Source organism: Streptomyces triculaminicus (assembly GCF_017349075.1).
GTDB classification, from domain to species: Bacteria; Actinomycetota; Actinomycetes; order Streptomycetales; family Streptomycetaceae; genus Streptomyces; species Streptomyces triculaminicus.
The window spans coordinates 1,527,999-1,539,491 of record NZ_JAFMOF010000001.1 but is presented as its reverse complement, the minus strand read 5'-3'; the positions used below and the strand labels follow the sequence as shown (position 1 = coordinate 1,539,491).

Annotated in this window: 11 protein-coding genes; 6 read left to right on the top strand and 5 right to left on the bottom strand. The window is 71.9% G+C overall.

What is annotated here, in order from left to right; genetic code table 11:
* Window positions 1-152 precede the first annotated feature (152 nt).
* The 5 genes from acs to J1792_RS07160 all read left to right on the top strand — a co-directional run bounded on the left by acs (window position 153) and on the right by J1792_RS07160 (window position 5,637).
* Window positions 153-2,120 carry an acetate--CoA ligase gene (gene acs, locus J1792_RS07180; RefSeq protein WP_086565956.1) on the top strand — a complete coding sequence of 656 codons (1,968 nt, stop codon included), beginning with the start codon at window positions 153-155 and terminating at the stop codon, window positions 2,118-2,120.
* A gap of 210 nt (window positions 2,121-2,330) precedes the next feature.
* Window positions 2,331-3,728 (top strand): Na+/H+ antiporter NhaA, encoded by a 1,398-nt coding sequence (gene nhaA, locus J1792_RS07175; RefSeq protein WP_207246848.1) that lies wholly within the window; start codon window positions 2,331-2,333, stop codon window positions 3,726-3,728.
* Between the two features lie 46 nt (window positions 3,729-3,774).
* A complete protein-coding gene (locus tag J1792_RS07170) occupies window positions 3,775-4,233 on the top strand; it encodes a phage holin family protein (protein ID WP_086565958.1) in 459 nt (152 codons plus the stop codon).
* A complete protein-coding gene (locus tag J1792_RS07165; RefSeq protein WP_086565959.1) occupies window positions 4,230-5,237 on the top strand; it encodes an alpha/beta fold hydrolase in 1,008 nt (335 codons plus the stop codon). Before J1792_RS07170 ends, J1792_RS07165 begins: the two co-directional genes overlap by 4 nt.
* A gap of 193 nt (window positions 5,238-5,430) precedes the next feature.
* A complete protein-coding gene (locus tag J1792_RS07160) occupies window positions 5,431-5,637 on the top strand; it encodes a hypothetical protein (protein WP_086565960.1) in 207 nt (68 codons plus the stop codon).
* Between the two features lie 60 nt (window positions 5,638-5,697).
* On the opposite strand, the gene J1792_RS07155 is transcribed toward J1792_RS07160, so the two are convergent.
* The 3 genes from J1792_RS07155 to nth form a co-directional block, all read right to left on the bottom strand.
* Complete coding sequence (locus J1792_RS07155; RefSeq protein ID WP_086565961.1) at window positions 5,698-6,897, bottom strand: MarP family serine protease; 1,200 nt, start codon at window positions 6,895-6,897, stop codon at window positions 5,698-5,700.
* A gap of 49 nt (window positions 6,898-6,946) precedes the next feature.
* Window positions 6,947-7,666 (bottom strand): NUDIX hydrolase, encoded by a 720-nt coding sequence (locus J1792_RS07150; RefSeq protein ID WP_086565976.1) that lies wholly within the window; start codon window positions 7,664-7,666, stop codon window positions 6,947-6,949.
* A 110-nt stretch (window positions 7,667-7,776) separates the two neighbouring features.
* Window positions 7,777-8,586, bottom strand: a complete 810-nt coding sequence (nth, locus tag J1792_RS07145; protein WP_086565962.1) for an endonuclease III — start codon at window positions 8,584-8,586, stop codon at window positions 7,777-7,779.
* A 268-nt stretch (window positions 8,587-8,854) separates the two neighbouring features.
* On the opposite strand from nth, the gene J1792_RS07140 reads away from it, so the two are divergent.
* Complete coding sequence (locus J1792_RS07140) at window positions 8,855-9,529, top strand: Crp/Fnr family transcriptional regulator (RefSeq protein WP_004939715.1); 675 nt, start codon at window positions 8,855-8,857, stop codon at window positions 9,527-9,529.
* Between the two features lie 145 nt (window positions 9,530-9,674).
* Here the strand turns inward: J1792_RS07140 and J1792_RS07135 are convergent, their stop codons facing one another.
* Both J1792_RS07135 and J1792_RS07130 read right to left on the bottom strand, forming a co-directional pair.
* Window positions 9,675-10,505 carry an MBL fold metallo-hydrolase gene (locus J1792_RS07135; protein ID WP_086565963.1) on the bottom strand — a complete coding sequence of 277 codons (831 nt, stop codon included), beginning with the start codon at window positions 10,503-10,505 and terminating at the stop codon, window positions 9,675-9,677.
* On the bottom strand, window positions 10,502-11,470 hold the full coding sequence (locus J1792_RS07130; RefSeq protein WP_086565964.1) for an NUDIX hydrolase: 969 nt from the start codon (window positions 11,468-11,470) through the stop codon (window positions 10,502-10,504). The genes J1792_RS07135 and J1792_RS07130 overlap by 4 nt, the downstream gene beginning before the upstream one ends.
* Window positions 11,471-11,493: the final 23 nt, after the last annotated feature.

Genomic DNA, 11,493 nt, shown 5'->3' with positions numbered 1-11,493 from the left:
GCCCGTAGCACCGGGCGCACCACACCCTCTGACCTCGGGCGATCACCGGGCAAAGGTCTAAACCAGTTTTTACCCACACCCCTTGTCAGGGTGTGCCCCGGGCTGATGAGCTATGGCCGGGAGCAACGAGCCCCCTGGGAAAGGGAGATGTCGTGAGCAACGAAAGCCTGGCCAACCTCCTGAAGGAGGAGCGCCGCTTCGCACCGCCTGCGGGCCTGGCCGCCCGGGCCAACGTCACCGCGGAGGCGTACGAGCAGGCGGCGGCGGATCGGCTGGGCTTCTGGGCCGCGCAGGCCCGCCGCCTGAGCTGGGAGACCGAGCCCACCGAGACCCTCGACTGGTCGAACCCGCCGTTCGCGAAGTGGTTCGCCGACGGCAAGCTGAACGTGGCCTACAACTGCGTCGACCGCCACGTGGAGAACGGCCTGGGCGACCGTGTGGCCCTGCACTTCGAGGGCGAGCCGGGCGACACCCGCTCGATCACGTACGCCGAGCTCCAGAGCGAGGTCTCCAAGGCCGCCAACGCCCTGATCGAGCTGGGCGTGCGGGCCGGCGACCGGGTCGCCATCTACCTGCCGATGATCCCCGAGGCGGTCATCTCGATGCTGGCCTGCGCCCGCATCGGCGCTCCTCACTCGCTCGTCTTCGGCGGCTTCTCCGCCGACGCCCTGGCGACCCGCGTCCACGACGCCGACGCCCGCGTCGTCATCACCGCCGACGGGGGGTACCGCCGCGGCAAGGCCTCCGCGCTCAAGCCCGCCGTCGACGAGGCCCTCACCCGCCCCGGCACCGAGAATGTCCGCAGCGTGCTCGTCGTCCGCCGCACGGGCCAGGAGGACATCGCCTGGACCGAGGGCCGCGACGTGTGGTGGCACGACCTCGTCGAGCGGCAGTCCGACCGGCACACCCCCGAGGCGTTCGACGCCGAGCACCCGCTGTTCATCCTCTACACCTCGGGCACCACGGGTAAGCCGAAGGGCATCCTGCACACCACCGGCGGCTACCTCACCCAGACCTCGTACACCCACCACGCCGTCTTCGACCTCAAGCCGGAGACCGATGTCTTCTGGTGCACCGCCGACGTCGGCTGGGTGACCGGCCACTCGTACATCGTCTACGGGCCGCTGAGCAACGCCGCCACCCAGGTGCTCTACGAGGGCACGCCCGACAGCCCGCACCAGGGCCGCTGGTGGGAGATCGTGCAGAAGTACGGCGTCACGATCCTCTACACCGCGCCCACCGCGATCCGCGCGGCCATGAAGTGGGGCGACGACATCCCCGCCAAGTTCGACCTGTCCAGCCTGCGCATCCTCGGCTCGGTCGGTGAGCCCATCAACCCCGAGGCCTGGATCTGGTACCGCAAGCACATCGGCGCCGACGCCACCCCCGTGGTCGACACCTGGTGGCAGACCGAGACCGGCGCGATGATGATCAGCCCGCTGCCGGGGGTGACCGAGACCAAGCCCGGTTCGGCACAGGTGCCGCTGCCCGGCATCGCCGCCACCGTCGTGGACGACCACGGCGAGGAGGTGCCCGACGGCTCCGGCGGCTACCTCGTCCTGACCGAGCCGTGGCCGTCCATGCTCCGCACGATCTGGGGCGACGACCAGCGCTACATCGACACCTACTGGTCCCGCTTCGAGAACACCTACTTCGCCGGCGACGGCGCCAAGAAGGACGAGGACGGCGACATCTGGCTGCTCGGCCGCGTGGACGACGTCATGCTCGTCTCCGGCCACAACATCTCCACCACCGAGGTCGAGTCCGCCCTCGTCTCCCACCCCAAGGTGGCCGAGGCGGCGGTCGTCGGCGCGACGGACCCGCAGACCACCCAGGCGATCTGCGCGTTCGTCATCCTGCGCAGCGGCGTGGACGCCGACGCCGAAGGCCTCACCGAGGAGCTGCGCGCCCATGTGGCCAAGCAGCTCGGCCCGATCGCCAAGCCCAAGCGGGTCCTGCCGGTCGCCGAGCTGCCCAAGACCCGCTCCGGCAAGATCATGCGCCGCCTGCTGCGCGATGTGGCCGAAAACCGCGCCCTCGGCGACGTGACCACGCTGACCGACTCCTCGGTCATGGACCTTATCCAGGCCAAGCTCCCCGCCGCCCCCAGCGAGGACTGACCTTCACGGCCACCACGGCCGCCACGGCCCGCGTGAACGAAGGGCACCCGGCAACGCGCCGGGTGCCCTTCACCCATTCCGGCTAAAGTAAGTACTTGCCGCGTCAATATCGCGACAAGAATCAGAGGCGCGCCGGGAAGTCTGGTCGGCACACAACACACGTGTACCCACGTGTTTTCAGTCGACGCCGACCCCAGGAGGTCCACCACCGTGGCCGCGCCCAAGAACCGCCGCTCCGTCTTCCTCGGCAGGCTTCCGCTGCCCGAACGGAACCACCTCGCGGAGGCGCTGCGTACCGAGACCGTCGGCGGTGTACTGCTGCTCGTCGCCGCCGTCGCCGCGCTGATCTGGGCGAACACCCCCCTGCGCGACAGCTACGAGGCCGTGCGCTCCTTCCACGTCGGACCCGCCGCCATCGGCCTGGACCTCTCCCTGCAGCACTGGGCCGCCGACGGTCTGCTCGCCGTCTTCTTCTTCGTCGCCGGCATCGAGCTCAAGCGCGAGCTGGTCGCCGGTGAGCTGCGCGACCCCAAGGCCGCGATGCTCCCGGTCGTCGCCGCGCTCTGCGGCATGGCCGCCCCGGCCCTCGTCTACTTCACCGTCGCCTCCAGCGGCGGCGGCTCGCTCGCCGGCTGGGCCGTGCCCACCGCCACCGACATCGCCTTCGCCCTCGGCGTGCTCGCCGTCATCGGCACCGCCCTGCCCTCGGCGCTGCGGGCGTTCCTGCTGACCCTCGCGGTCGTCGACGACCTCTTCGCGATCCTGATCATCGCGGTGTTCTTCACCTCGCGGCTGAACTTCGCCGCCCTCGGCTTCGCCGTGCTGGGCCTGGTGGTCTTCTGGCTGCTGCTGCGCAAGGGGGTGCGCGGCTGGTACGTCTACGTACCGCTGGCCTTCGTCAACTGGGCGCTGATGTACAACAGCGGCGTCCACGCGACGATCGCGGGCGTCGCCATGGGGCTCATGCTGCGCTGTACCCGGCGCGACGCCGAGGAGCGCTCCCCCGGCGAGCACATCGAGCACATCGTGCGCCCCCTGTCGGCGGGCCTGGCGGTGCCGCTGTTCGCGCTGCTCTCGGCGGGCGTGGCCGTCACCGGCGGCGCGCTGGCGGACGTCTTCACCCGACCGGAGACGCTGGGCGTCGTCCTGGGCCTGGTCCTGGGCAAGGCGGTGGGGGTCTTCGGCGGCACCTGGGCGGCGGCCCGCTTCACCAGGGCGGAGCTCAACCCGGACCTGAAGTGGCCGGACGTCCTGGCCGTCGCCTCGCTGGCCGGCATCGGCTTCACGGTGTCCCTGCTGATCGGCGAGCTCGCGTTCGGCGACGACGCGCTCCTGGTCTCGGAGATCAAGGCCGCCGTGCTCGTGGGCTCCCTGATCGCGGCGATTCTCGCGTCCGTACTCCTCAAACTGCGCGACAACAAGTACAAGAAGCTGTGCGCGGAAGAGGACCGCGACGACGACGAGGACGGCATCCCGGACATCTACGAGCAGGACAATCCCGAGTTCCACCTGCGCATGGCCGCCCTGTACGAGGCGAAGGCGGCCACGCACCGCAAACTGGCACAAGTCGCCTCGGAGCGCACCACCCTGGGCGACGGTCCGGCATGATCTGAGAGTCTTTACGCCCGAGCTGATGACGATGAGGGAGCAGCCGATGAGCGCAGCCGACGACGGCGCGAACCGCAGCCTCGGCCAGCTGGTGGCGGCGGCCACCACGGAGCTGTCCGCGCTGGTGCACGACGAGATCGCGCTGGCCAAGGCCGAGCTGCGACAGGACGCCCGCCGACTGGGCATCGGCGGCGGTGCCATCATCGCCGCGGGTGTCCTGGCGCTCTTCTCCCTGCCGGTGCTGAGCTTCGCGGCGGCGTACGGGATCCACAACCTCGGCCTCGGGCTCGCCTGGTCGTTCCTGATCACCGGTGGCGCCTACCTGCTGCTCGCGGCGCTGCTCGGGCTGATGGCCGTGGCCAAGTTCAAGAAGATCAAGAAGCCCGAGAAGAGCATCGCCTCGGCCAAGGAGACGGCCGCGGTGCTCGGCACCGTCAAGCCGCACCCGCGTCCCCTGACCGACACGAGCCCGGCGGACGCATCTGTGACACGCTCGTCCGTATGACGGTGCCCGATACCTCCGCAGCGCCCGCGTCCCCCGACCCCGACCGGCCCGAGGTCCCCTCGGCGCCGCCCGCACCGGGCGGGTCGGGGACCTCGCCCACCGCGGTCGTACGACCGGACGGCCCCTGGACGCACCGGGAGGTCGCGGCGAACGGGGCCCGGTTCCACATCGCCGAGATGGGCGAGGGGCCGCTGGTGCTGCTGCTGCACGGCTTTCCGCAGTTCTGGTGGACGTGGCGGCATCAGATGCCGGCGCTCGCGGAGGCCGGGTTCCGGGCGGTGGCGATGGACCTGCGAGGGGTGGGCGGCAGCGACCGTACGCCCCGGGGCTACGACCCCGCCAACCTCGCCCTCGACATCACGGGCGTGATCCGTTCCCTCGGCGAGCCGGACGCCGCGCTGGTCGGGCACGACCTGGGCGGTTACCTCGCCTGGACCGCCGCCGTGATGCGGCCCAAGCTGGTGCGCCGGCTGGCGGTGTCCTCGATGCCGCACCCGCGCCGCTGGCGCTCCGCCATGCTCGCCGACGTCAAGCAGAGCACCGCGAGCTCCCATATCTGGGGCTTCCAGCGGCCGTGGCTGCCCGAACGCCGGCTGGTCGCGGACGACGCGGCGCTGGTGGGGCGGCTGATCCGGGACTGGTCCGGCCCGAGGCTGCCGGACGACGAGTCCGTCGACGTCTACCGGCGGGCGATGACGATCCCCTCCACGGCGCACTGCTCCATCGAGCCGTACCGCTGGATGGTGCGGTCCATGGCCCGCCCGGACGGCATGCAGTTCAACCGCCGTATGAAGCGGCCGGTGCGGGTGCCGACGCTGCACCTGCACGGCTCCCTCGATCCGGTGATGCGCACGCGCAGCGCCGCGGGCTCCGGCGAATACGTCGAGGCGCCCTACCGCTGGCGGCTCTTCGACGGCCTCGGGCACTTCCCTCACGAGGAGGACCCCGTCGCCTTCTCGGCGGAGCTGGTCAGCTGGCTGAAGGACCCCGAGCCCGACCGGTAGGCGTTTCCGGGCGGCCGGGCACGTCAGGGGCGTCAGGCACCCCCGGACGGCCCCGTATGGCCCTACACACGGGTGATGTACCGATGAACGGACAGGAACGTTCGTTCATCGAACAGCCAATTGCCTCGCGCATAGGCCAATTGCCGGGCCCACGGGCGATTACCGACCTTTGGGCCCGGGCAGAGCTTTTGGTATGGGCTGGACGCACGACTACCGTGACGTGACCGACGTGACTCAGGAGCGCGGCGATGCCGACGCCGCCGTGGCGGTGACGGATACGCCGGGACGGGGCGATCATCGTCCGGGGGCCGAGCCGGACCCCCGGATCGGCATCCCGCGGATCATCCACCGTCGCGCCCGATGGGTGTCGGCGCGGCTGCGGCATCCCCGCAGCCGCTGACGCCGAGGCCGTCACGACCGCCACGGACGGCGTGAGGCCGCTGATCGCCCCGGGACGGGCTCAGAGAGCGCAGCCCTGGGTGTCGGCCCGGGTCGTGGCGGTACGGCCGTAGAGGGCATCCCCACGCACCTCGTCGGCCGTCAGGGCGTACCCCGTGTCGGGATCGTCCAGGGACTTGGCGAAGACGACGCCGTAGACCTCGCCGTCCGGCGTGAGCAGCGGGCCGCCGGAGTTGCCCTGCCGCACGGTGGCGTAGAGGGAGTACACATCGCGGCGGACGTTGCCACGGTGGTAGATGTCCGGGCCCTTGGCCTGGACCCGGCTGCGGACGCGGGCGGCGCGTACGTCGTACGAGCCGTTCTCGGGGAAGCCGGCGACGATGGCGCTCTTGCCGCTCTGCGCGTCGGACCCGGCGAACGGCAGGGCCGGCGCGTCCAGGGCGGGCACGTCGAGCACGGCGATGTCGCGCCTCCAGTCGTAGAGGACGACCCTGGCGTCGTAGAGCTTTCCCTGGCCGCCGATCTGCACGGTCGGCTCGTCCACCCCGCCGACGACGTGGGCGTTGGTCATCACCCGGTTGGGCGCGAAGACGAAGCCGGTGCCCTCCAGGACCTTGCCGCAGCCGGGGGCGCTGCCGACGACCTTGACGATGCTGCGCTGGGCGGCCACGGCCACGGGGCTGTTCGCGAGCGCGGGGTCGGGCGCGGGCACCGACGTGATGGGCTCGGTGGAGAACGGCGCGAAGACCTGCGGGAAGCCGTTCTGCGCGAGGACGGTGCTGAAGTCCGCGAACCAGGTGTTGGCCTGCGACGGAATCACCCGGGCGACGCCGAGCAGCACCTTGGAGCCGCGCACCTCCCGGCCCAGCGTCGGCAGGGTCGTACCGGCGAGCGCGGAGCCGATCAGCCAGGCCACCAGCAGCATCGCGACGACGTTGACGAGCGCGCCGCCCGTGGCGTCGAGGGCGCGCGCCGGGGACCAGGTGATGTGGCGACGGAGCTTGTTGCCGAGGTGGGTGGTGGCGGCCTGGCCCACGGAGGCGCAGACGATGACGATGACGACGGCGAGGATGGCCGCGATCGTGCCGGGCTCGGCGTCGCCGGTGGTGGCGGCCCAGATCACGGGCAGCGCGTAGACGGCGGCGAGGCCGCCGCCCAGAAAGCCGATGACCGAGAGCACGCCGACGACGAAGCCCTGGCGGTAGCCGATGACCGCGAACCACACGGCGGCGATCATCAGCACGATGTCCAGCACGTTCACCGAAAGATGCCTCGCATTGCAGTCGTCGTGGCCTCGCGGGGCCACCGTCTCATGCCGGTCGGGGGCGCCAGTCCAGCGGGACCTCCCGCTCGCGGTCCCAGGGCAGCTCCCATCCCGCGTAGTGCAGGATGCGGTCGATCACCCCTGCGGTGAACCCCCACACCAGCGCCGGGCCCACCTTGAAGGCCGCGCCCCGCTGGCCGCTGGGGTGCACGGTCGTCGCCCGCTTCGCCGGGTCGGTGAGCTCGGCGACCGGCACGGTGAACACCCGGGCCGTCTCCTGCGCGGAGACGGGCGCGACCGGACTGGGCTTGCGCCACCAGCCGAGCACGGGCGTCACCACGAAGCCGCTCACGGGGATGTAGAGCCGGGGCAGCACGCCGAAGACCTGGACGCCGGACGGGTCGAGCCCGGTCTCCTCCTCGGCCTCGCGCAGCGCCGCCCGGACCGGGCCGTCACCCTCCGGGTCGCCGTCCTCCGGGTCGAGGGCACCGCCGGGGAAGGAGGGCTGCCCGGCGTGCGAGCGCAGCGTGCCGGCCCGCTCGAGGAGCAGCAGCTCGGGGCCGAGGTCGCCCTCGCCGAAGAGGACGAGCACGGCGGACTGGCGGCCGCCCGACTCCGGCGGCAGGAAGCGGCTGAGCTGCTGCGGCTCGATGGTCCGCGCGGCCCGCGCGACCGGCTCCAGCCACTCGGGCAGCCCGTCCGAGGAGATCACGATCTCCTCCGCCTGCTCCGCCCCCGCGGCCTGACCGCCGTACGTCCTCGTCATCCGTATCCCCTGGCCTTCCCCGGCGGCTTCCCCGGCTGTCGTACGGTCCTGCGGCGTGCGGTCCTGCAGCGTGCGGTGTTCCGGCGTGCGGTCGTCCGGCGTGCCCTCGCTCACTCGGCTCCCAGGGGACGAGCGGGCAGGCCCGGATAGTCCGGCGGGGGCTTGAGCCGCTGTCCCGGCCGGCCGCCCATCTCGTACTTGAGCAGCTTCTTCGCCTTCTCCGGGTCGGTCTCGCCCTCGCCGTAGGACGGGCAGAGCGGGGCGATCGGGCAGGCACCGCAGGCGGGCCGGCGGGAGTGGCAGACGCGCCGGCCGTGGAAGATCACGCGGTGCGAGAGCATCGTCCACTCGCTCTTCGGGAAGAGCGAGCAGACCTCCGCCTCGACCTTCTCCGCGTCCTCCGCCTCGGTCCACTTCCAGCGCCGGACCAGCCGGCCGAAGTGCGTGTCGACCGTTATGCCCGGCACGCCGAACGCGTTGCCCAGCACGACGTTGGCGGTCTTGCGGCCGACTCCGGGAAGGGTGACCAGGTCCGCCAGGCGGCCGGGCACCTCGCCGTCGAAGCGGTCCCGCAGCGCGGTGGAGAGGCCGATCAGGGACTTCGCCTTGGCACGGAAGAAGCCGGTCGGCCGGATCAGCTGCTCCAGCTTCTCCGGGTCGGCGGCCGCCATGTCCTCGGGAGTGGGGTAGGCGGCGAAGAGGGCGGGGGTGGTCTGGTTGACCCTCAGGTCCGTGGTCTGGGCGGAGAGGACCGTGGCGACGAGGAGCTGGAACGGATTGTCGAAATCCAGCTCGGGATGTGCGTACGGATAGACCTCGGCGAGCTCGCGATTGATCCGGCGGGCGCGCCGGACGAGGGCGGTCCGCGACTCGGACTTCGCCGGGGATTTTTTCTTTTTTGCCGCTTTTGCGCTCTCCATTTCGGCGCGTTCGCCCACAGCGGAATTACCGGTCGACGTCACCCTCCCGGCCCCCTTGCCCTCTGCTCTCACCGGCGTATTGGACACCCGGCCAGACTAAAGCCCAGCACTGACATCCGCCCCGACCGCAGGAAAACCACAGCCCAATCGGACCCCTGCCGTAGGGCTCCGGGCGACGATGCGCCACACTTGTGTTTGATCACACAGTTTTACCGACGGGCATCATGGGGACCACGGTCCTCTGTGCATGTCGACAAGGAGAGAACTCGTGGACGACGTTCTGCGGCGCGCCCCGCTTTTCGCGGCGCTCGATGACGAGCAGGCCGCTGAGCTGCGCGCCTCCATGGGCGAGGTCACCCTCGCAAGGGGCGACGCCCTGTTCCACGAAGGCGACCCGGGCGACCGCCTCTACGTGGTGACCGAGGGCAAGGTGAAGCTTCACCGCACCTCCCCCGACGGCCGCGAGAACATGCTGGCGGTCCTCGGCCCCGGCGAGCTCATCGGCGAGCTGTCCCTCTTCGACCCCGGGCCGCGCACCGCCACCGCCACCGCGCTCACCGAGGTCAAGCTGCTCGGCCTGGGCCACGGCGACCTCCAGCCCTGGCTCAACGCGCGCCCCGAGGTGGCCACCGCCCTGCTGCGCGCCGTCGCCCGCCGGCTGCGCCGCACCAACGACTCGATGTCGGACCTCGTCTTCTCCGACGTGCCCGGCCGTGTCGCCAAGGCCCTGCTGGACCTGTCCCGCCGCTTCGGCGTCCAGTCCGAAGAGGGCATCCACGTGGTGCACGACCTCACCCAGGAGGAGCTCGCCCAGCTCGTCGGCGCCTCCCGGGAGACCGTCAACAAGGCGCTCGCCGACTTCGCCGGCCGCGGCTGGCTCCGCCTGGAGGCCCGCGCCGTGATCCTGCTCGACGTGGAGCGCCTCGCGAAGCGCTCGCGCTGACCCGGCTGATCCACGCGAAGGGCCCCGCCACGCGCCACCACGGCGCACGGCGGGGCCCTTCGTCGTTTCCGCTCGGGCTCGGGCTCCGGCCCGGACCCGGATTCGGATCAGGGGCTCGGACCCGGACCCGGACTCGGACCCGGACTCAGATCAGGCCGCGCTCCTCCAGGTAGTCCAGCTGGGCCCGTACCGACAGCTCCGCGGCCGGCCACAGCGACCGGTCGACGTCCGCGTAGACGGCCGCCACGACGTCCTCCGGCGTGCGGTCGCCGTTCTCGACGGCCGTCTCGACCTGGGCCAGCCGCTTGGCGCGGTGGGCGAGGTAGTACTCGATGACGCCCTTGGCGTCGTCCAGCACCGGACCGTGGCCCGGCAGCAGCACCTCCACGCCCTCGTCGACCGCGAGCGCGCGCAGTCGGCGCAGCGAGTCGAGGTAGTCGCCGAGCCGGCCGTCGGGGTGGGCGACGACCGTCGTACCGCGCCCGAGGACCGTGTCTCCGGTGAGGAGTGAGCCCTCGGCCGGAAGGTGGAAGCACAGGGAGTCGGCGGTGTGGCCGGGCGTGGAGATGACGTGCAGCTCCAGGCCGCCGGTGGTCACCACGTCGCCGACGCCGAGCCCCTCGCCGCCCAGCCGCAGTGCGGGGTCCAGCGCGCGTACGCGCGTACCCGTCAGCTCGGCGAAGCGGGCGGCGCCGTCGGAGTGGTCGGGGTGGCCGTGGGTGAGGAGCGTCAGGGCGACGCGCTTGCCCGCCGCTTCGGCCGTGGCGACGACGTTGGCCAGGTGGGCCTCGTCCAGCGGTCCGGGGTCGACGACGACCGCGAGGTCCGAGCCGGGCTCGGCGAGGATCCAGGTGTTGGTGCCGTCGAGCGACATGGCGGACGGATTGGGGGCGAGCACGCAGGTGGCGCGGGCGGTCGCCGGTCCGCCGGGGGCGCCCGGACGCGGCTGCCCGGGCAGGTCGGTGGTGTTCGTCATGCGTCGGCTCCCGCGGGTCCTGAGGAGTTTGCGTCTGCTTCTTCTGCTGCGGCTGATTCAGATTCTTCGGCTGCTGACTCTGAGCCTTCTTCTGCTGCTTCCGGCGCCCGCGAGGGGATGTGCTTGGTGAACTCCTCGTGCCCCGGCCAGCTCAGCACGATCTCTTCCCCGTCGAGCCGGGCCTGTGCGAGGACGGGCGTGAGATCCCGCTCACCCGAAGCGGCCAGGACCTCGCCGACCGTCGCGTACGGGACGAGGGAGCGCAGCGTCGAGATGGTCGGCGGCATCATGAGCAGCTCGCCGCGGTCGTACCCCGCAGCGGCCTCGGCGGGTACGGCCCACACGGTGCGATCGGCCTCCGTGGAGGCGTTGCGGGTGCGCTGGCCCTCGGGGAGAGCGGCCACGAAGAACCAGGTGTCGTAGCGGCGCGGCTCGAACCCGGGGGTGATCCAGCGGGCCCAGGCGCCCAGCAGGTCGCTGCGCAGCAGCAGGCCGCGGCGGTCGAGGAAGTCGGCGAACGACAGCTCCCGGCTGACGAGCGCGGCCCGGTCGGCCTCCCACTCCTCGCCCGTGGTGTCGGCGACGACCGTGTCCGGGGTGGGCCCGGCCAGCAGGACGCCCGCCTCCTCGAAGGTCTCGCGGACGGCAGCACAGACGATGGCCTGGGCGCTCGCGGCGTCGGTGCCCAGCCGCGCGGCCCACTCGGTGCGCGGCGGGCCGGCCCAGGGGACGTCGCGTTCGTCGCGCGGGTCCACCGAACCGCCCGGATACGCGTACGCGCCCCCACCGAAAGCCATGGAGGCGCGTCTGCGCAGCATGTGGACGGCGACGCCGTCCGGGGCGGCGCGCAGCAGAAGGACGGTGGCGGCGCGGCGGGGCGCCACGGGCCGGAGCTCGCCGCGGGCGAGCGCTCTGATCCGGTCCGGCCACTCCGGCGGGTACCACTGGCCGTTCGCAGTCGACATGGCCGGATGCTATGCGCTCACGC